This is a genomic window from Halorubrum shenae (assembly GCF_051194165.1).
Taxonomy (GTDB): domain Archaea; phylum Halobacteriota; class Halobacteria; order Halobacteriales; family Haloferacaceae; genus Halorubrum.
The window spans coordinates 295,817-315,308 of the sequence record NZ_JBLZNI010000001.1 but is presented as its reverse complement, the minus strand read 5'-3'; the positions used below and the strand labels follow the sequence as shown (position 1 = coordinate 315,308).

The 19,492-nt window shown below is 67.8% G+C and carries 22 protein-coding genes; 7 read left to right on the top strand and 15 right to left on the bottom strand.

The window, feature by feature from the left end; all coding sequences use genetic code 11:
• Positions 1-168: 168 nt before the first annotated feature.
• Positions 169-954: a TSUP family transporter gene (locus tag ACNS88_RS01605; RefSeq protein ID WP_435093265.1), complete on the top strand. Its 786-nt coding sequence runs from the start codon at positions 169-171 to the stop codon at positions 952-954.
• A 5-nt stretch (positions 955-959) separates the two neighbouring features.
• On the opposite strand, the gene ACNS88_RS17635 is transcribed toward ACNS88_RS01605, so the two are convergent.
• Complete coding sequence (locus ACNS88_RS17635) at positions 960-1,058, bottom strand: four-helix bundle copper-binding protein (protein WP_496923265.1); 99 nt, start codon at positions 1,056-1,058, stop codon at positions 960-962.
• The gene (locus tag ACNS88_RS01600) at positions 1,045-1,638 is read right to left on the bottom strand and encodes a helix-turn-helix transcriptional regulator (protein ID WP_435093263.1); all 594 of its coding nucleotides are present in this window, start codon (positions 1,636-1,638) and stop codon (positions 1,045-1,047) included. Before ACNS88_RS01600 ends, ACNS88_RS17635 begins: the two co-directional genes overlap by 14 nt.
• Positions 1,639-2,035: 397 nt before the next feature.
• On the opposite strand from ACNS88_RS01600, the gene ACNS88_RS01595 reads away from it, so the two are divergent.
• Positions 2,036-2,257, top strand: a complete 222-nt coding sequence (locus ACNS88_RS01595; RefSeq protein ID WP_435093260.1) for a hypothetical protein — start codon at positions 2,036-2,038, stop codon at positions 2,255-2,257.
• A gap of 27 nt (positions 2,258-2,284) precedes the next feature.
• On the opposite strand, the gene ACNS88_RS01590 is transcribed toward ACNS88_RS01595, so the two are convergent.
• Both ACNS88_RS01590 and ACNS88_RS01585 read right to left on the bottom strand, forming a co-directional pair.
• The gene (locus ACNS88_RS01590) at positions 2,285-3,490 is read right to left on the bottom strand and encodes a threonine synthase (protein ID WP_435093258.1); all 1,206 of its coding nucleotides are present in this window, start codon (positions 3,488-3,490) and stop codon (positions 2,285-2,287) included.
• A 145-nt stretch (positions 3,491-3,635) separates the two neighbouring features.
• Complete coding sequence (locus ACNS88_RS01585) at positions 3,636-5,423, bottom strand: sensor histidine kinase (protein WP_435093256.1); 1,788 nt, start codon at positions 5,421-5,423, stop codon at positions 3,636-3,638.
• 224 nt (positions 5,424-5,647) lie between these two features.
• On the opposite strand from ACNS88_RS01585, the gene ACNS88_RS01580 reads away from it, so the two are divergent.
• Positions 5,648-5,779, top strand: coding sequence for a hypothetical protein (locus ACNS88_RS01580; RefSeq protein WP_435093254.1), 132 nt, complete (start codon positions 5,648-5,650; stop codon positions 5,777-5,779).
• Complete coding sequence (locus tag ACNS88_RS01575; RefSeq protein WP_435093253.1) at positions 5,776-6,855, top strand: DUF7972 family membrane protein; 1,080 nt, start codon at positions 5,776-5,778, stop codon at positions 6,853-6,855. Before ACNS88_RS01580 ends, ACNS88_RS01575 begins: the two co-directional genes overlap by 4 nt.
• A 268-nt stretch (positions 6,856-7,123) precedes the next feature.
• Here the strand turns inward: ACNS88_RS01575 and ACNS88_RS01570 are convergent, their stop codons facing one another.
• Complete coding sequence (locus tag ACNS88_RS01570; protein WP_435093251.1) at positions 7,124-8,803, bottom strand: Na+/H+ antiporter NhaC family protein; 1,680 nt, start codon at positions 8,801-8,803, stop codon at positions 7,124-7,126.
• A gap of 104 nt (positions 8,804-8,907) precedes the next feature.
• Here ACNS88_RS01570 and asd point away from each other — a divergent pair, with 104 nt between their 5' ends.
• Both asd and ACNS88_RS01560 read left to right on the top strand, forming a co-directional pair.
• A complete protein-coding gene (asd, locus tag ACNS88_RS01565) occupies positions 8,908-9,954 on the top strand; it encodes an aspartate-semialdehyde dehydrogenase (RefSeq protein WP_435093249.1) in 1,047 nt (348 codons plus the stop codon).
• A gap of 78 nt (positions 9,955-10,032) precedes the next feature.
• Positions 10,033-10,659, top strand: a complete 627-nt coding sequence (locus ACNS88_RS01560; RefSeq protein WP_435093247.1) for a class I SAM-dependent methyltransferase — start codon at positions 10,033-10,035, stop codon at positions 10,657-10,659.
• Between the two features lie 95 nt (positions 10,660-10,754).
• Here the strand turns inward: ACNS88_RS01560 and ACNS88_RS01555 are convergent, their stop codons facing one another.
• Positions 10,755-11,162, bottom strand: coding sequence for a nuclear transport factor 2 family protein (locus ACNS88_RS01555; RefSeq protein WP_435093245.1), 408 nt, complete (start codon positions 11,160-11,162; stop codon positions 10,755-10,757).
• A 174-nt stretch (positions 11,163-11,336) separates the two neighbouring features.
• Positions 11,337-13,328 (bottom strand): 3-hydroxyacyl-CoA dehydrogenase/enoyl-CoA hydratase family protein, encoded by a 1,992-nt coding sequence (locus tag ACNS88_RS01550; protein ID WP_435093243.1) that lies wholly within the window; start codon positions 13,326-13,328, stop codon positions 11,337-11,339.
• A gap of 126 nt (positions 13,329-13,454) precedes the next feature.
• Here ACNS88_RS01550 and ACNS88_RS01545 point away from each other — a divergent pair, with 126 nt between their 5' ends.
• Positions 13,455-14,051: a DNA-3-methyladenine glycosylase family protein gene (locus ACNS88_RS01545; protein WP_435093241.1), complete on the top strand. Its 597-nt coding sequence runs from the start codon at positions 13,455-13,457 to the stop codon at positions 14,049-14,051.
• Between the two features lie 26 nt (positions 14,052-14,077).
• On the opposite strand, the gene ACNS88_RS01540 is transcribed toward ACNS88_RS01545, so the two are convergent.
• The 8 genes from ACNS88_RS01540 to ACNS88_RS01505 all read right to left on the bottom strand — a co-directional run bounded on the left by ACNS88_RS01540 (position 14,078) and on the right by ACNS88_RS01505 (position 19,449).
• Entirely contained in the window at positions 14,078-14,434 is a 357-nt protein-coding gene (locus tag ACNS88_RS01540; protein WP_435093239.1) for a nuclear transport factor 2 family protein, read from the bottom strand.
• Positions 14,431-15,636 carry a potassium channel family protein gene (locus tag ACNS88_RS01535; RefSeq protein ID WP_435093237.1) on the bottom strand — a complete coding sequence of 402 codons (1,206 nt, stop codon included), beginning with the start codon at positions 15,634-15,636 and terminating at the stop codon, positions 14,431-14,433. Before ACNS88_RS01535 ends, ACNS88_RS01540 begins: the two co-directional genes overlap by 4 nt.
• A gap of 70 nt (positions 15,637-15,706) precedes the next feature.
• Complete coding sequence (locus ACNS88_RS01530; protein ID WP_435093235.1) at positions 15,707-16,240, bottom strand: double winged helix-containing putative transcriptional regulator; 534 nt, start codon at positions 16,238-16,240, stop codon at positions 15,707-15,709.
• A gap of 12 nt (positions 16,241-16,252) precedes the next feature.
• Positions 16,253-17,191, bottom strand: coding sequence for a methenyltetrahydromethanopterin cyclohydrolase (gene mch / locus ACNS88_RS01525; protein WP_435093233.1), 939 nt, complete (start codon positions 17,189-17,191; stop codon positions 16,253-16,255).
• 56 nt (positions 17,192-17,247) lie between these two features.
• Positions 17,248-17,577: a hypothetical protein gene (locus tag ACNS88_RS01520; protein WP_435093231.1), complete on the bottom strand. Its 330-nt coding sequence runs from the start codon at positions 17,575-17,577 to the stop codon at positions 17,248-17,250.
• 99 nt (positions 17,578-17,676) lie between these two features.
• Entirely contained in the window at positions 17,677-18,132 is a 456-nt protein-coding gene (locus tag ACNS88_RS01515) for a DUF7969 family protein (protein ID WP_435093229.1), read from the bottom strand.
• A 346-nt stretch (positions 18,133-18,478) separates the two neighbouring features.
• Positions 18,479-19,030 (bottom strand): hypothetical protein, encoded by a 552-nt coding sequence (locus ACNS88_RS01510; protein WP_435093227.1) that lies wholly within the window; start codon positions 19,028-19,030, stop codon positions 18,479-18,481.
• 50 nt (positions 19,031-19,080) lie between these two features.
• Positions 19,081-19,449 carry a hypothetical protein gene (locus ACNS88_RS01505; protein WP_435093225.1) on the bottom strand — a complete coding sequence of 123 codons (369 nt, stop codon included), beginning with the start codon at positions 19,447-19,449 and terminating at the stop codon, positions 19,081-19,083.
• Positions 19,450-19,492: the final 43 nt, after the last annotated feature.

The window sequence follows — 19,492 nt, the reverse complement described above, 5'->3', positions numbered from 1 at the left end:
TGTCGTTATCAGACATCGAGCGTTCGGAATGTCAGGATATAGTTACATAGAACGTAACTGTAATCTAAGGTTCGCTTACGGCTTCGGCGTTGCGCATTACAATAAAAGACGCAGTCGAAGCGCCGCTGTTCAGATGCCAACTCTACCGGGGGAACGGAGGCTGGATCGATGACGGGCGACTGGGTGACGACGGGCATGTCTGCGGCCGTCATCCTCGTCGCGGCCGCCGTTCACGGTATCGCCGGGTTCGGGTTCGCACAGGTGTCGATGGGTCTCATGCCGCTGTTTCGGTCGCCCTCGAGCGCGTCGATCATCTTCACGGCGACGGCGGTAGTGGCCAACGCCCGCGTCTGGTGGAGCGTCCGGGACGCGTTCGACTGGGAGAAGTGGATCGTTCCCGTCGGCGGGCTCGTCGTCGGGATGCCGCTCGGGATCGTCGTGTTCAGCGGGTTCGACGCGGCGCAGATGCGCGTCGCCATCGGCGCAGTTCTCGTGTTAGCGGTCATCGTCGTCGGCGCGACCCAGCAGCTCGACGTCGTCACGGACTGGATCGAAGCGAGAGAGTACCGACCGGGGAACGTCATCGGCGCGACGGCTGGCCTCCTCGCGGGGATCCTCGGCGGCGCCGTCGCCGTCCCCGGCCCGCCGATGATCGTTTACGGGGCCTTCATGTCGGCGAGCGGGTTCTGGAGCGACGAGGAGATGAAGGCCACGTTCACCGCCTTCTTCGGGACGCTCATGCTGTATCGGCTGGGGAGTCTCACATATACGGGGGCGGTGACGACGCCGCTAATGATCGAGGCCCTCGTCGCCATGCCGATGGTGTTCCTCGGCGCCTGGATCGGGGTGTACATCTTTGACCACATCCCCGAGCGGATCTTCCAGTGGCTCGTGCTGGTGCTACTGACCGTGAACGCGTTTATTCTGCTGTATACGGCCGTTCCGGAACTCTGAGCCGTTCAGGCGCTCGTCATGTTCCGACAGCGCTCGGCGCATTCCTGGAGGACTTCGGCGCAGACCCGGGGGTGATCGGCGTCGTGGCGCTCACTGCGCCTGATTCTGCTGCAAATCGTCGCTCGGATAGATCCGATACGTCCGCCCCTGGCGCTCGCGGTACAGGAGCCCACGCTTCTCGAGCGCGCTCACCGTCTGACTGACCTTGCTCTTCGAGAAGTCCGAACGGTCCCGGAGTTCGATCTGTGTGATGCCGGGCGAGGAAAGAACCGGGCGGAGAATCCGGCGCTCGTCCTCCGGCAGGAGGTCTAACACGCGTTCCTCCGGCTGATCCGCGGGATCGATATCTCCCGCCGCGTCGGCGGTCTCCGCTGGCGATTCGCCGCCCTCGAGATCGGCTGGCGTCGCCGGTTCGTCCCGTGAGGAGTCGGGTACGCCTGTGTGACCGAGTTCGTCCCGAACCACGAGATACGCCCCACCGATGACGGCCGAGACGAGGAGCGTTCCGAGGACGTACCAGAGCGGGTTCGTCCCGTGGATCGATCCCATCGACGTGTCCATCATCGATCCCATCTGGTCGAAGGCCTGCTGTTGCTGGTACGCTTGCCAACTGAGCACACCGCCGACGATGAGGACGACAGCGACCACCCCACCGACGACCGCATCGTATCCCCGCCGATTCATGTTTCCCACCTTGCGCCGCCGAGAGACGCGCTCATACATGGGGGTTAGTGAAGCATCGCCGTACCAGTTTTGATCGACCACTACAATAGCCGGCCGGTTTGCTGTCGGGGTTCGGACGGTACGAATGAGTGCGCGGTATCGCTAGCGCGTATTTATTTCCCGGCGACGATGCGGTGAACAGATCCAAAGCCCAGTCGCCTGCGGCAAGCCGCCGGCTGCCAGCGGGACCTTCGGCTCCTCGCTACTCGTGGCCGCCGAGGCGGCCGCTCGGGAGCGCGCCAACCGCCTCGTCTGTTTATAACAGATCGTCGCTATCGCTCGCGCCTTTTTAAATGTCGTATCGGTGGCGACGCCGATCGAGGGGAACAATGAAGAGACCGAGGGGGGTGGTCCAGGTATGCCGATCGTCGAGGTGTCGGGCGTCACCGTCGCCTTCCTGCTCATCGTCGCCGTGCTGTTGGCGTTCGTCACCGAGGTCGTCCCGAACGACGTCACCGCGATCAGCGTCGTCGCCGCCCTCGTGGTCCTCGAACCGTGGACCGGCGTCGACGCGCGGGCCGCGTTCTCCGGATTCGCCAACCCCGCGACGGCGGGTACCGCCGTCATCTGGGGCGTCTGACCGGTTCGCGTTCCGTTCTCACGGGTGCTACAAAGCGAGCAGCGACTCGAGTCGCTCCGACAGATCGGTCCTGTGGACCGTCTCCGTCTCGACGTCCGCATCGCCGGCTCCCATCTCTTTGAACCCCGTCCCGGTCGGGACGAGGACGACGGACTCGTCGGCGGCGATGTCGCCCCGCTCCGCGAGGCGCGAGACACCCGCCAGCGTCGCCGCGGACGCCGGCTCGACACAGAAGCCGCCGTCGACGGCGAACCGGCGCTGTGCGGTGCGTATCTCGTCGTCAGAGACGGAGACGACGGCGCCGTCCGTGTCTCGAACCGCGGCGAGCGCGCGAGCGCCGCTCGGGGGGTCCGGGTTTCCGATCGAGTGAGCGATCGTGTCGCCAGTCTCGTCCGGTGTCATGGGCGTCGGGTCCCTCGCACCCGCGTCGAACGCTCGCGTTAACGGATCGGCGGCGGCGGTCTGGACGAGACACAGCCTCGGCGGCTCGTCGATCAGCCCCGCGCTCTGGAGGTCTCGGATCCCCAGCCAGACGCCCGAGGCGAACCCGCCGGAACTCGCCGGCAGCGCGATCACGTCAGGCGTCTCCTGGGCGAGAGAGTCGTAGATCTCGAACAGCGCCGTCTTGTACCCGCTGATACGAGTCGGCGCGTCGCTCACGAGCACGCTGACCGGGAGCCGCTCGGACAAATCGAGCGCGTCCCCGTACAGCTTCCCGTACTCGCCGCCGACCCGCACGATGGTCGGCTCGTACTGCGCGATGAGCTCCAGTCGCACCGCCGAGATGTCCGCCGGGACGAACACGATGCACTCCCGGTCGAGGCTCGTCGCGTGGGCGGCGGTGCTGATCGCCATGTTCCCGTACGAGACCGTGCCGACGACGTCGTCGCCGGTCGCGATCGTGTGTGGAACCGCCACCGCGCTCCCGCGGTCCTTGTACGCGCCGGTCGGGTTTTCGCCCTCGTCTTTGACGAACACCCGACCGCCGGCGATGTCGTCGAGTCCGGGGCTCCTGACGAGCGGGGTGCCGCCTGCGGCCCCCGCGACGCCCTCCGGCCGATCGATCGGCAACAGCGCCTCGTACCGCCACATGCCGTCCCGATTTCGGCAGTCGTCCCACGAGAAGGCCGTCGGCTCCGCGTCGATCCAGAGCGGCTCCCCGCAGGCGCACCGGACGCGGGCGTCATCGTCGTACCGCTCTCCGCACCGGTAACAGCGCAACGACAGGGTCATATCGACGCTGCGGCGGCTAGCTGCATATGCGTTTGCCTGCGGGTTCGAGGACGGCCGAGTCGCATCCGTCGAATCGCCCGATTCGGGTCGCGCAAACGGTCCGTCGATCGGCGTCTCGAGTGCCAATCCAGAGCGTCTCGAGTGCCTATCTGTCGGTCGACACGTCATCGAGAATGCGGTCGCCCGCGTCGTGTTCGAGCGACGCGTCGGAATCGGTCGGGCGTTCGCTGGGCAGCGCGGCTTCGTCAGGGCCCTCGTCGGCCCGCGCGAGTTCGACGACGAAGACGGCCCCGCGCGGCTCGTTGTCCTCGATCCACACGTCGCCGCCGAACTGTCGAGTCAGGACCCCGACGAGATAGAGCCCGATCCCGGAGCCGGCGCTCTCGAGCCCCTTCTCGCCTTTCCCGAACACCTCCGCTTTCACCGGGTCGGAAACGCCCGGCCCGTCGTCGGCGACCCGGACGCGAACCCGATCGTCGACCTCCTCGCAAGAGACGGTCACCTCGGGGTCATCGGTGTCGTTGTGCTGGACCGCGTTGTTCAGAAGGTTCCGGAACACGGACGCGAGCATCTCGTTCGCGAGCACGGTGACCCGAGGTGGGTCCTCGGGCACGCGGAACGTCGCGTTCGGGAACGAGTCGCATGCGGTCCGAATCTCGCTGCTCAACACGTCACCCAGATCGACCGGCTTCACGTCGAGCACCGCGTCCCCGGTGAGCGAGTCGACGAACTCGCGAGCCGTCTCGGTGAGTTCGATGACGTGCGAGGATTTCCGGAGCACGCGGTCGAGCGCGTCCTGCCCCTCCTCGTCGACGTGGTCGCGGAGTGTCTCGGCCCACCCGTGGACCACGGCCATGTCGTTGCGGATGTCGTGGCGGACGACCCGATTCAGCGCTTCCAGCTGTTCGGTCCGCTCCTCCAGTCGGAGCCGGTACTGCTCCCGGTCCGTGACGTCGTCGATCGTGAGCAGCTCGCCGGACGTCACGCCGCCGGCGGCGAACGCGTTGCGGGAGACGTGGAAAAATCGCTCCGTCTGGGTCGGCTCGTCTCCTTCGCCGAGCGTCTCCCCCTCCACCGTGATCACACCGTCCCCGTCCCGATCGACGGCGAGACGCGGGAGTACCGAGTCGAGCGGCTCGCCGATCGCTCCGCGGAGCGACGGGAACAGCAGGCGCGCGGCCTGGTTGTAATCCCGGACGTTCCCGGACTGATCGAGGAATATCGCCGCGTCGTCGCTCTCGGCCGCGAACCGGATCGACTCGAACCGCCGGATGTAGATGAACAACGTCCCGACGACGAACAGCGCCACTCCGGGCGGCTCGTACATCAGCGGGAGGAGCCACGACAGTTCCCCGCCGACAATGGTCGCAGCCGTCGGGATCGCCGTGACGGCGACGAGCGCGACGAGGGGTCGACTGTCGGCGCCGGCGTAGTAGAACTGCTCGATCAGCATGAAGAACCCGACGGCGATGACCGAGTACGAGAGCGCGAGAACCGCCCAGTACAGCGGCTCGTGTTGAATCGCCAGGTGCGGGAACGGCTCGGAGACCCACGCCGTCGTGAAGTACAGCTCGTGGAGCGGGTTGGTCACCTTTAGCAAGCTGATCACCGCAAACACGCCGACGACGAGCCACCTGTACGGGGCGCGTCGCGGCGAACGCCCGGTGTAGGCGGCACAGAAGTAGAGCCACGCGCCCACCGCGAGCAGCGCGAAGACGAACCCCAGGATGTAAAACGCGGTTTTGAGCGACTCGCCGGGCGCGACGAGGTAGCCCACGTAGCCGCCCGCCCAGACGGCGACCGTGAGGAGGAGCCCGAGTAGCCCCTCACGGGTCTCCGGGTGCTCGACACGCATGGCCTGCGGGAGGGCCACGAGGCACACGAGTGCCGACAGAGAGAAGACGGAGACGTGCGCGAGGAAGAGTGGATCCATCGTGCAACGGCTACATCCTTCACGGCCCGTCCGATAACAGTTCGGGTGTCGCTCCGACGGTCTGGGGTGTAGCGCCGACCGCGAGCGGTCGGAGCGGCGCCGCGATTTAAAAGGTATCGCGCGCGTCGACTCCGCCGAGAGTTAGCTAAGCAAGTCGTACTTTCCTGACTCGCCCCGTAACGCACCGTCTACTTATGTATGGGCCTGGCGTCACATTTCCCGTTATGAACGGACGTGAGACGTCGTCCGGCGGGCTCCGCGATGCACCGTGGCTCGCCGTCGGCACGGCGGTGATCCGAGAAGCCGACGCGACCCACTACGTCGACGACCTCGCGGTGGCCGTTGAGCCGCGATGAACGGGGACCCGGAAGTGGAGTCGAGCGCGGACGACGCCGCCGACGCCGCCGACGCCGACAGCGACGCGAGTACCGCCGACACGATGCGCGAACGCGCCGAGGAGAACCGGGTGAAGCTCTGGCTGCTGTTACGCGCGAATCGGCTCGTCGTCGCGGGAGTCCTGACGATCGTCATCTTCGTCGCGTTCGTCGCCGTGGCGGTCGCCTTCTCGCCGTCTCTCGCTGAGAAGCTCGGATCGAGCGACTCGATCGAGACGTTGTTCGCTTCGATGATCACGGTGATCGTCACCGGGGCGACGCTCGTTGTCACGATCGGTCAGGTCGTGCTCACGCAGGAGAACGGCCCGCTCGGAGAACAGCAGAAACGGATGAACGACACGCTCTCAGTCCGAGAGTCTGTCGTTGAACTGACCGGTTCCCCGGTACCCACGGACCCCGCTGCGTTCCTCGACGCGATCCTCGGGGCCGCGGCCCGCCGCGCTCAGGACCTCCACGAGTCGGTCCGCGAGCACGATGGCGATGATCCCGACGAGACCGCCCTCTGGGAGGATATCGACGAACTCACCACAGGGGTCGTCGAAAACGCCGGCAACGTGCGTGACAGGCTGGACGGCGCGGAGTTCGGCTCCTTCGATGTGGTGTTCGCTGCTATCGACTTCGACTACAGCCCGAAGATCGGCCGGATCGAGCGCGTCGCCGCCGACCACGACGAGACGCTCACCGAGGACGAGCGGGACCTGCTCGAAGGGCTGAAGGAGTCGCTGTTGCTGTTCGGTCCCGGTCGCGAGCACGTCAAGACGCTGTACTTCCAGTGGGCGCTGATCGACCTCTCGCGGCAGATCCTCTACGCTGCAGTCCCGGCGCTGGTCGTCGCGGGCCTCATGCTCACAGTCGTCGACGCCGGAACGTTCCCGGGCCGCACCCTCGGCGTGGACCACGTGACGCTCGTCGTCGGAGCCGCGTTCGCGCTCACGCTCCTCCCGTTTTCGCTGTTCGTCTCCTACGTGCTCCGCGTCCTCACCCTCGCGAAGCGGACGCTGGCGATCGGGCCGCTGGTGTTGCGAGACTCGGCGTAGCCGAGCGCGGCCGCTGTCGGATACACGGAAATGTCGCCCGCGACACTAACGACCGGTCTCATCTCCGGCGGCGTGCCGCGTCAACCGGGAAACCCTCGTGGCGGGCGGTCGCCTGCGCGGCGACGGGCGGGTCGCGTCAGCGACCACATGTAACGCGCCTGGGTTCTCCGCGCTGTCATCGCTCCCATCGGGGAGTACTCGGGCGGGGACTGAGGGCGCGCAAGCGGTGGTAGCCGGTCTGCGCTTTTAAATGGTCCGCCTGTCGCCGTCAGTCGTCCTGCTCGGCGCCGGCGACGACCACTCGCTCGCCGTCGTCCGTCTGCGACTCGGAGACTGTGACGGGGTCGATCCCGCGGCGAGCGGCGTCGAACTCGGAGAGGAGGTAGACGAGCCCGGCGAGCAGGACGGCACCGAGCGGGAGCAGCACGAGCGGCGTCACCCGGGTGACCCCCCACACGACGAGGAGGAGGACGACGACCGCCGCGACGGTGACCGCGTAGTAGATCTGCGTGCGGACGTGGTCGATAAGGTCGGCGCCGGTGAACGTCGCCGAGAGGACGGTCGTGTCGGAGATGGGCGAGCTGTGGTCGCCGAAGATGGCCCCCGAGAAGATGACGCCGACCATCGCCGCCACCAGCGTGTGGCCCGCCGCGCCGCCGCCGCTGATCTCCCACGCGATCGGGATCGCGATCGGGGTGACGATCCCCATCGTCCCCCACGAGGTGCCGGTCGAGAAGGCGATGAGGCCGGCGACGACGAACACCAGCGCGGGGAGGAGGGCGGACGAGACGGATCCCACCGCAATGTTCGCGACGTAGGCGCCGGTGCCGAGCGCGTCGATCGCCTCGCCGATCCCCCACGCGAGCGCGAGGATGGAGACCGCCGTGAGCATGATCCCGAACCCGTCGATCGTGTACTCGGTCGCGTCCCCGACGCCGAATATCCCGTACGCCTTTCCCAGTGCGAAGCCGCTGACGACCATCGCGAACGAGCCGATCATCAGCGCAACCTCGTACGAGGCGTTGAGCGCGGCGTCCCACAGCCGACCGCCGGCCGCCTCGAACTCGCCCGCGATGAGGTCGCCGCCGAAGCCGGCCAGTGAGAACTCGCCGGACCACAGCGCGGTCGCGACCGTGACGCCGATCAGGACCGCCACGGGCACGAAGAAGTTGACGAGCCGGGGCGTCGACGCCGGCGGTTCGCCCAGTTCGCCCGCCACGTCCTGCATCGGCACGGCCTCGTCGCGCGTCACCTTCCCGGCGGTCCAAGAGCGGTGTTCGGCGGTCAACATCTCGCCGTAGTCGCGGCCCGAGCCCACGATCAGGAGGACCATCACGATCGCGAGGATCGCGTACATGTTGAACGGAATCGAGGAGACGAACACCTCGAAGGTACCGGGGCGGTTCGCCTCGGCCACACCGGCGGAGTCGTACCCCTCCGAGATGAGCGACAGCTGAAACGCGACCCATGAGGAGATCCCCAGCGTCGCCACCGGGGCGGCGGTGGAGTCGACGATGTACGAGAGCTTCTCGCGGGAGATCCGGAGGCGGTCGGAGACGTCCTTCATCGCCGAGCCGGCGATCGCGGTGTTCGCGTAGTCGTCGAAGAAGAGGACGATCCCGAGCCCCCACGCGACGAGCCCCGCCTGCCGCTGGGAGTCGAGGCGGTCGAGCGCCCAGTCGCGGACCGCGGCGGTCCCCCCGAGGTTCCACACCATGGCGACGCCGGACCCGAGCAGCAGGGTGAACACGAGGATAGTCGCCTGGAACTCGTCAGAGACCGCCGCGACGATCCACTCGAACGTCTGCACGATACCGAGCCCGCCGGTGACGATCACCGCTCCGGACCAGATGCCGAGGAACAGCGACAACACCGCTTTTCGAGTGATCACCGCCAGGACGATCGCGAGCAACGGCGGGGCGACTGACAGCACTCCGAAGTCGGTCATTGCCACGTACTGACACGGTGGGATATATAAATGTCGCGTGCCGCGCCCGGCGGCATCGACGCGTATCCGAACGCACTTACGTCCCTGTGACAGACCCACGCGCAATGTCTGTACGAGTCGGCATCCTCGGTGCCACCGGCGCCGTGGGACAGCGGTTCATCCAGTTGCTCGACGACCACCCGACGTTCGACCTCGCCGCGGTCACCGCGAGCGCGGACAGCGCGGGCAAGACCTACCGCGAGGCGGCCAAGTGGCGCGTGGACACGCCCATCCCGGACGACGTCGCCGAGATGGAGGTCACAGAGACGACGCCCGCGGGTATCGCGGACGCCGACGTCGACCTCCTCTTCTCGTCGCTCCCCTCGGGCGTCGCGGCCGAGGTCGAGCCGGCGTTCTTAGATGAGGGGTACGTCGTCTCCTCGAACTCCTCGAACGACCGCATGGCGGCGGATGTCCCCCTCACGATCCCCGAGATCAACCCCGGCCACCTCGACCTGATCGAGGTCCAGCGCGACGAGCGCGGCTGGGACGGCGCCCTCGTCAAGAACCCGAACTGCTCGACGATCACGATGGTCCCGACCCTCGCGGCGATCGACGAGTTCGGTCTCGAGAGCGTCCGGGTCTCCACCCTGCAGGCGGTGTCGGGCGCCGGCTACTCCGGCGTCACCTCGATGGAGATCATCGACAACGCCATCCCGCACATCGGCGGCGAGGAGGAGAAGATGGAGACGGAGTCACGCAAACTTCTGGGCGAGTTCGACGGCGCGGAGGTCCACCTCCACGGCGCCGACGTGGCCGCCTCCTGTAACCGGATCCCCACCCTCGACGGCCACCTGGAGAACGTCTTCGCCGAGTTCGCCGAGGACCCCTCGCCCGCGGACCTGCGCGAGGCGATGCGCTCGTTCGAGGGCGCCGGCGCGCTCCCCAGCTCGCCCGACCAGCTCATCAAGGTGTTCGGCGACGACGAGCCCGAGCGCCCCCAGCCCCGCCTCGACCGCACGTACGCGGACGGGATGGGCATCGTCGCCGGCGGCGTGCAGGCGACGAACGCCGGCGCGAAGTACAACTGCCTCGCGCACAACACGATCCGCGGCGCGGCGGGCGCCTCGCTTTTGAACGGCGAGCTGCTCGTCGAGGAAGGGTACGTATAAAACCGACCCGACCGCCTCGGCGCTCCCGCGCGGTTCCGACCGAAGTCTTGAACGGTCGGGCCTCAGTAGTCGGCCGGCATGGTGGATAAAGACGCCGTCCGCCGCGGGTACGACGAGCTGGCGGAGGCGTACGCCGCGGACCGAGTCGAAGACGGTCGCGGGCGCGAGGTTCTGTCTCAGTTTCTCGACGAGCTCCCCGAATCAGCGCGCGTCCTAGACGCCGGCTGCGGACAGGGAACGCCGGTCCTTCGAGACCTGGCCGCGTCGGCGACCGCTTTCGGGACGGACATCTCTCGGACCCAACTGGAGTTGGCCGCGGATCGGGTCCCCGAGGCGGGCATCGCGCAGGGAGACATGACGGCGCTCCCCTTCCGCGACGACGCGTTCGACGCGGTGACAGCGTTCCACTCGCTGATACACGTCCCGCGCGAGCAACACCAAGCGGTCGTCGACGAGTTCGCCCGCGTCCTCGCTCACGGCGGTCGACTCCTCTGCTCCGAGGGACCGGACGAATGGCGCGGGACGAACCCCGACTGGCTCGGCACCGGCGTCGAGATGCAGTGGCACATCGCGGGCGTCGAGGCGACCCGAGATCACCTCCGAAACGCGGGGTTTGCCGTCGAACGGGAGTGGAGAGCCGACGACTCGCTCGACGACGGCGACGACGCACAGTGGACGTTCCTCTCGGCGCGGCTGGAGGAGTAAGTCGGGGCAGGCGTTACGGGAATCGAAACCGGGAATTCACGCGTGGAATCTGTTTAAAAACGTAGTTGGGTACCGTTCCGCTGTCGGACCCGACGTCAGGCGCCGATGACATCTCGCGAGAGGTACGTGTTCGTGTGCTGAACGAACCGAGTGATCTGCCCGTCCTCGAAGTCGTAGACGTGCGCGAACGGGTTCTCGAGGTCCTTGCCGGTCTCGCGACCTCGCCCTCTGGAGGTGCCGAGAGCGACGACGGTGTCACCGTCGACGACGAAGCGGTCTATCTCGAGATTGAGGTCCTCGAACTGCTCCATCACTGGAGTGAACACGTTCTCGACGATAGCCTCGGGGCCACGGTGAGTGCCGCTCTGCGGGAGGCCCTCGGGTTCGGTCCACTCGACGTCCTCGGACATGATGGCCATGACGCTCTCGATGTCGGAATCGTTGAACGCGCGGTACCCGTCTTTGAGGAGTTCGACGTTTCTGTTGGCAGTAGCTTGTGACATTAATATCACCAACAATTATGTACAACTTCTGAGGAAGTATAGTTTGCGTGATAATTGCTAGCTCGGAGACGTGCCGTCGACCGTACCCGACGTCTGCCGCACGTCGATTCGTCCGCCGTATTCAGCGGTCCATTCGTGACCTTTTTAAGGATTTTCGCAGCGAGCGCTCGTTCCCTACTTCCCTTCGAACTCGGGCTCGCCGTCGCCCATGAACGCCGTGACGCCTTCCATGAGGTCATCGGTGTTCATCACGTGGCCGAAGCCCATCGCCTCCACTTCGAGGCCGGCCTCGCCGTCGGTGCGGCCGGCGTGTATCGCGCGCTTCGTGTACTTCTGTGCGATCGGCGGGCCGGCAGCGAGCGACTCGGCCAGCTCCCATGCCCGATCGTCGATCTCGTCGCCGGAGACGACCTCGTTGACGAAGCCGTACCCCTCCAGCGTCTCCGCCTCGTAGCGGTCGGCGGTGAAGATGATCTCCTTCGCCCGTCCCTCGCCGACGATCCGAGCGAGCCGCTGGGTGCCGCCCCAGCCCGGCATCAGTCCGAGATCGATCTCGGTCTGGCCGAACTCCGAGCGCTCGGAGGCGATCCGGAGATCCACCGCGGTCGCGAGCTCCATCGCACCGCCGAAGCAGTAGCCGTCGATGGCGGCGACGACCGGCTTGTCCGACTCCTCCAGCTTGCCGAACGTCTGCTGTCCCTGCCGCGAGAGCTCGACGGCGTTGATCGGGTCGGTCCCGCCGGCGGCCATGCTCTGCACGTCGGCCCCCGCGGAGAAGGCGCGGTCGCCCGCGCCGGAGAGGAGGAGCGCCCGCACGTCGTCGTCTGCGTCGAGGCGGTCGATCGCGTCGGATAGTTCGTCGAGCAGCTCGCCGCTGATCGTGTTCATCCGGTGCGGCCGGTCGATCTCGATGTGGCCGATTCGGTCCTCGACGGCGACGTTGAGTGTGTCGTAGGCGGCGAGCGCGTCGCCCTCGGGCTCGCTGTCGGCGTCCTCGTCGCTTCCACCGTGGAACCCGCCCGCCTGGGCGGCTTCGCGGAGGGCATCGGTCGCCTCGTAGCGCTCCTCGCCGGTCTCCTCGTGGAGATCGTCGAGTACGTCGACGAGTTCGGTGAGCCCCTCGGCGTCGGCGAGCTTCGCCGGGCCGTCCGGGAAGCCGGCGCCGAGCATCACCGCGCGGTCGATCGCGGGCGCGTCGGCCACGTCGTTGCCGACGAGACCGGCGACCTCGTTGGCCATCACCGCGAGCAGTCGCTTGCGGACGTCGGCGTCGATCGCGTCGGACGGAATCTGAGCGCCGCCGTTCTCGTAGTCGTAGAAGCCGGAGCCGGTCTTCTTCCCGAGCTCCTCGGCGTCGACCTTTTCGACGAGCAACGGGCAGGGGCGATAGGCGTCGCCGAGCACCTCGTGCATGTAGTCGAGCACGTGGTACCCCACGTCGATGCCGACCTGATCGGCGAGCTCGAACGAGCCCATCGGCAGCCCCATGTCGAACTTCGTCGTGGAGTCGACCGCCTCCATCGTGGCGTCGCCGGACTCGACGATCCACGCCGCCTCGTTCATCAGGGGGACGAGGATGCGGTTGACGATGAACCCGGGGCTGTCCTTCCGGACGCGGACCGGGGTCTTCCCCATCGACTCCGCGAGTCCCTCGATCAGTTCGAGCGTCTCCTCGGACGTGTGCTCGCCGGAGATGACCTCGACCAGGTCCATTCGCACCGGCGGGTTGAAAAAGTGCATCCCGCAGAAGCGCTCGGGTCGGTCGGTGACTTCCGAGAGTTCGGTGATAGAGAGGCTGGAGGTGTTGGTGACGAAGACGGCCTCGTCCGGCGCGTACTCGACGACCTCGTCGTACACGTCCTTCTTGATCGCCATCTTCTCGGGGACGACCTCGACGACAACGTCGGCGTCGGCGAGGGAGTCTTCGAGGTCGACGAAGGCCTCCACGCGGTCGAGCGCGGCCTCCGCCTCGTCCTCGCCGATCCGGTCCTTCTCGGCGAGCTTCCCGAGCGACCACTCGATCTGGTCGTACCCGTCCTGGACGAACTCCTCTTCGATGTCCCGCAGCGACACCTCGTAGCCGGCGAGCGCGGCCACTTCCGCGATGCCGTGGCCCATGTTTCCGGCACCGAGAACCGTTACGCGCTGAACCTCTTCGAGTTGCATACCAAAGGGGTCGGAACCATCATGGTTGAACGTTTCCATCTTCCAAACGAAAAACTTACTGTAAGTTTATATGCGCAGGTCGCACGGGAGAAACGCACTCCCGTCTCGAGAGCCAATCACGCTCCGATGAACGAGCGAGTCGCGGCGACCCTCCGCGAAGACCCGACGATGGCGCGGCTGATCGACCGACACGGCGCTCTGGCGGTCGAACCCGCGGGCGACGAGTTCGCCCGTCTCTGCACCTCGATCGTGAACCAGCAGCTCTCGACCGCCTCGGCGGCGGCGATTCACGAGCGGTTCGTGGACGTGCTAGACGGCGATCCGACGCCCGATACCGTGCTCGCGGCCGACGAGAGCGCGCTTCGCGACGCCGGCCTCAGCGGGACAAAGGTCGAGTATCTGCGCGAGGCCGCCGGGGCGTTTCGCGACGGCGATCGCGATCTCACGCGCGACGGGTTCGCGGACGCGAGCGACGAGGAGGTCGTCACCGCGCTCACCGAGATCCGCGGCGTTGGCGCGTGGACCGCGCGGATGTACCTCATCTTCGCGCTGGGCCGCGAGGACGTGCTCCCGTTGGGCGATCTGGCCGTGCGGAAGGGGATCGAGCAGGTGTACAACGAGGGGGCGGAGCTGACCCGCGCGGAGCTGCGCGAGATCGGCGAGGCGTGGCGGCCCTACCGGAGCTACGGGACGCGCTACGTCTGGGCCGAGTACGAGTCGTGACCGATCTGCTGACCCGTCGGTGAACGCTACTCGTCGCTCGACGCCGCGTACGTCTCCAGCGCGGCGAGTCGCCCGTCGTCGACCGAAAAGACGTCGACGAACGCGAACACCTCGTCGCCGTCGGCGTCGAGCAGCCGCCCGCGGACGGCGACGCCGGGGCCCTTGGGGTACACCGCATCGACGGCGTGGGTCGTATCGGTCATCGGGCGCTCGTCGCGCATGAACGCGACGAAGCGGTCGCGTCCCTCGAAGGTGCGATCGGGTCGGCGCTGGACGAACTCGGGGGAGAGCAGGTCCGCGAGCCGGTCGTAGTCGCCGGCGTCGAGCGCGTCGTAGTACGCCCGGGCGAGCCGATCGGGGTCGGCTGTTCGAGGCACCGTCACGCCGCGAGCGCCTCGAACTCCTCGGCCGAGGTGCGGGTCCCCTTCGCGATGACGGCGTCGCCGCCCCGAAGGGTGGTGTCGATGTCATGGCCGACGAGCCACCCCTCGTCGGGGCGCCGGATCGCGATGACGCTCGTCGAGATGTCCGTCGCGGGGAGTCCGTTCGCGATCTGCGTCCCGTCGAGGTCGCTCCCCTCGGCGATCACGGTCCGGGTGATGATCTCGTCGGACTCCTGGACCGCCATCTCCACGACCGGGTGGACGCCGATATCGCGCATGACGCCCTCGGTGATCTCCAGGGCGGCGTCCGAGATCTCCTCGGTCGCGACGCCGAGATGGATCAGCCCGCGCAGCGAGACGGGGTCGTCGGCCTCGCGGGCGGCTCGGAGCGTCCACGCCTCGAACCGCGACTGGAGCGCGTCGACCTCGATCTCCAGGTTCGACACCTCCTCGGCGAGCGCCTCGTTGTCGAACAGGACGGAGCCGTACGCCAGGTCGACCGCCAGCTCCGAGAGGTTCTTCATCAGCACGATGGAGTCGACCGCGCGCTCTAAGTCGGGGATGGCGGGCTCCGGTGGATCGACCGGATCGAACGGATCACCGGTCAGGGTCGGGTGGACGTCGACGACGCCCGTCTCCGGTCCGCGGAGGAGCGTCACGTCGTCGACCTCGATCCGCGTCTTCGGGCCGGGGTTGAAGATCCAGTCGTCGTCGCGCCGGATGGCGATGACGCGCACGCCCGTCTTCGACTCGAGGTCGATGTCCTTCAGCGTCCGCCCCGCGTACGCGGAGTCGGGGGAGACGGTGCCGCGGACCAGCGTCTCGACGCCCTCGGTGAGCGCGCCGCGCATCGCGTCGGGGAGGCCGATCTCCTCGGTAACGATCTTGGCGATGTCGCCGGCGGCGTCCGAGATCTTGTCGGCCGCGCCGACCACGCCCAGCACCGGCGCCAGCGTCTCGGCCTCGTCCGGGCTCCGGGCCGCGAGCATGAGGCTCATGCGCGCGCGCATCTGAAGCACGTCCATCCGGTGTTCGAGGTCGACGACCTCGTGGGCGATCGTCGGGCTCCCGTGGAGGACCGCGGAGTACGACAGGTCGATCAACAGCTCGGCGGTGTCTTTCATCTCGACGAGCAGGTCCTTCACGCTCGTCGGCTCGTACCGGACCGTCAGCGGTCCGTCCCGCCCGTCGAATCGTCCCATGGCAGTACCACTCCGGCTCCGAGTAAAAGGCTTGTCACGGGACGAGTATCGATCGCCGTACAGTGGCGTTTCAAGCGGCGTCGCCGGCGACGTAGGCGACAGAACCCGCGTCCGGATCCCGATTTCCGCTCGTCTCAACCCCCTCGGCGAGGTCGACGAGCGCGAGCCACCGGAGGAGCCGATCGGCGCGCTCGCGCCACGTCGCCTCCCAGTCCGGATCGCGGGCGCGGTCGTGTCGCGGGACCGACTCCCGCGTCGCCGCGTACAGCTCGTCGGGCGTGAGCGGGTCCGCCGGGGAGGCGTCCCGGAGGGCGGCGAGTGCCTCGGGAACGAGGAGCACGCCCTCGCGGAGCCCCTCACGGACCTGTTCTGGAGTCGGCTCCGCATCGGCCCTGACGAATCCGCGCGGGGTCTCCCGAACCAGCCCGAGCGCGCGGAGGAACGCCAGCCAGTCGTTCGCAGTCTGGCGGTCGGGGAGTCCTCGGCGCTCGCGGAGTCGGGCGCAGCAGTCGTCGGTGCTCCCCGGGACGAGCGGCACCGCCCGCTGGAACGCGCGGAGGTCGTCGAGGGAGTCGGGCGGTTCGGGGACCGGCTTGAGGCGCATCGTCGAGCCGCCTCAGCGGTAGTCGAACGACTCCGCCAGCAGCTCCTCGTCCGTCTCGCCGACCGTGTAGACGGGGCCGTCGATCACGTCGACGGTGACCTTCGCGGGGGCGAAGACGCGCTCGTCGACCTCGTAGAAGTCCCAGCCGGCGTCCTCGAACACCTCGACGAAGGGCGTCCCGTACTCCTCGCGGGCGGTCGAGACGATCTGGTCGAAGCGGTCGTCGTCGCGCGCGACCTGCAGGTGGACCTCCCCGCCGTAGGCCAAGGCGTCGTTCGTTCGTCCCATCGCCAGGTCCTCGTCGCGGGTGGCCGGGGCCATCGGCGCCGCGCCCGAGGCGTGGAGCACGTCGGTCGGCTCGTAGCCGAGCTCCAGCAGGCGGAAGACGGCGAGCTCCGCGGCCCGCGCTGCAGTCGCGACCGAGCCCGCCGTGGAGCCGGTGGCGTACGCCGGCAGGAACACGCCCTCGGCCTCGACTTCGGCGAGGTCAGCGACGTGTTCGGCGACCTCCTCGGTCGGGAGCGCGGTCGACTCGACGGCGAGCGTGGCGAACTCGGAGGAGTCGTAGTAGCCGACGCGCTCGAACTCGGCCTCCTGTCCGACGAGCGCCCGAGCCGGCCCCGAGCCGAGCCCCTCGTAGCCCGACTCGAATTCGAGCTCCCAGCCGGCCTTCTGCGAGCAGAGCAGCGCGATCGCCGGGTGGTCGGTCGACAGCTCGACGTACTGGCGCGGCGCGCCCGCTACCTCGCCCATGCGAGTGCGGAGGTTCGCGAGTCCGGCGGTTTGGATCTCGGCGAGCAACAGTCCCGCCTCGACGCCGCCGGCGGCGTCGACGCCGAAGTCGACGACGGTAGCGCCGTTGTCCAGCTCGTAGCCGACGACGTCGAGTTCGCCGGCGAAGTCGAGCGCCTCGTCGACGAGCTCGATCGCGGTCCGGTTGATGCTTTCCATACCTGACCGTTCTGGCTCCCGCAGTAAGTGGTTTGTCAGTCGTCCGCGTCGGCGTCTCAGTTACCGTCGCTGGCCGAGACCGGCTCGACGTGGAACACGTACCCGTCGTACGCGTCGTCCACGTTCGCCGGGGACTCTTCCGCGGTGTGATCGACGCAGAGGAACGCGGTCGCCTCCACGGCGCCCGCGCCGGTCTCCTCTTGATAGCGCTCGGTGACAGAGAACGCCACGGGCTCGGAGCAGCCCCGACGGTGACATTCGGTCGGCGGGTCGGCGATCGGCTCCGACTCGTCGCCGCGCTCTCGAGCCTCCGAGATGTCTCGCTGGATCCGTCGGCGCTCCTCGTCGTGCGCCTGCTTATCGCGCCCCGATTTCGTGTCTGCCATACCTCCCCTATCGCGCTTCAGCGTCATAATGCTACGGTCAGTTTGGCTCGAACTCGCCCTCTGCTCGCGAAGTGCCGGAAGCGGCCCTCGCTCCCGGTCCTACCAGAAGCCGCCGCCCGAACCGTCGCCCGACCCGTCAGGTCCGGACGGGTCGCTCGGGCCGCGCGGTCCACTCGGGCGAGGGTCGGGATCGATCTCCACCAGCTCCGATTCGGCGCGCGGGTCGATCTCGCGGCCCTCCTCGTAGCGCACGAAGGAGAGGTAGAACGGCTCGCCGCAGCCGGTTCCCTCCGCGTCCGGCTCCCGATAGGGCTCGTCGCCGCCCACGTCCGAGCCGCGCACTCCGTCGTGGGGGTCCCAGTCGACGCCGTCGCTCTCGCCGCAGACGAAGCGGACGCCGTCGGCGTCGTCGCCCTCGAACGGGCCCGTCGGGGCGACGTACGTCCACCCTTCGAAGGGGTACGGCGTCACCGATTTGTCCGCGAGGTAGCCGTCGCGCTCCAGTTCGACGAGCGTTCCGCAGTGCGGACAGTAGTATGTGACCGGATAGCTCATGCGGATCGTACGGGCGTTGTTTATAAAGGGGCGTCGGCAAGTGTGCCGCTGCCCCGGTTGTGATCCGTTATAAGCAACGGTGCGGTGGCGCGTGCCGGCGAGCGGCCTTCGGTCGCGAGCCGCACGCGCGAGGGAGCCCGCGGCGAGGTTGGGGAGGTGTGAGGCTGTGCGGTGCGGTCGGGTGGGACTCAAAGGGGCAGTCGCGAGGACGAAGCACGCTGCAGCAAGCACCGCAGGAACGAGCGAAGCGAGTGACGAGGAGCGCAGCAAAGCGCGCGAGTCGTCGCGGCTGGGGCTTTGGAGGGCTTCACTGCGGATCTGCCGTCGACAACTTATAAACGACCGATCAGTGGAACCCGCGGTCAACGTCGTCCTCGTCGATCAGGTCCTCGAGCTCGGACGAGAGGAGCTCCTCGGCCTCCTCGAAGGTGTCGGAGAGCTCGTCGAGCTCGTCCGGGCGCCCGTCGAACTCGTAGTCCATCGGGCCGAACGCCGGCGAGTCGATCGCCTCCATCACGTCCTCGAACAGGTGGTCGGGGCTCGTCGGCGCCTCGGCGTGGACCTTCAGCGTCTCGCGCAGCCGCGTCGCGGCGTCCTTCGCCTGCTCCTCGTCCTCCGGCGGCGACTGCACCGCGAACCGCCCGGGCGACTCCTCGCCCGGGAGCAGGGGGTCGAGCCCGTCGTCGACCCGGCGGGCGATCCTCGCGCCCACGCCGCGGAGGTCGCGGGGGTTCTTCGCGTACGTCTTCAGGTGGTAGACGCCGACGCTCGGGTGGCCGAAGTACAGGTCCTCGCCGAGCCCCTCGCGTCTGGAGCCGGCGACCGCGCGCCAGCCGTCGGGGTCGGTCGAGTCGCTCGCGACGTCGGCGAGGATGTCGTCCCAGTCTCGCACGCGCATGTCAACGGCCACTTATAAGTGAGCGCGCTTGAGCGTGTCGGTCGCGCCGACTACCGGTCGTACACCGGCTTTCGCTGTCGCTGCGAGTACCGGTACGCCGCCCGCGCGAGCAGGATCAAGCCGCCGACCCCGAGGACCACCGATACCGTCGAGCCGGTGCCGAGGAGGAAGTCGACGCCGCCCCAGAGCACGAGGCCGAGGTACAACAGGATCTGGAAGCGGGGCGTGTCGAACCCCTCGCGGAACAGGCCCCAGAGCATGAGACCGGCGATGTAGAGGCTCACGGCGCTGTCGGCGATGACGACGATCCCCTGTTGCTCGAACCGAAGGTAGCCGCTGTACAGCGAGAGCGTCGCCATGACGAGGACGACGACGGCAATCGAGGGGCGACCGTAGCGGTCGAACGTCGAGTCGCTCATGTCGGGACAGAGGGCCCGTGGGGTATATGCCAGCTACGAGTTC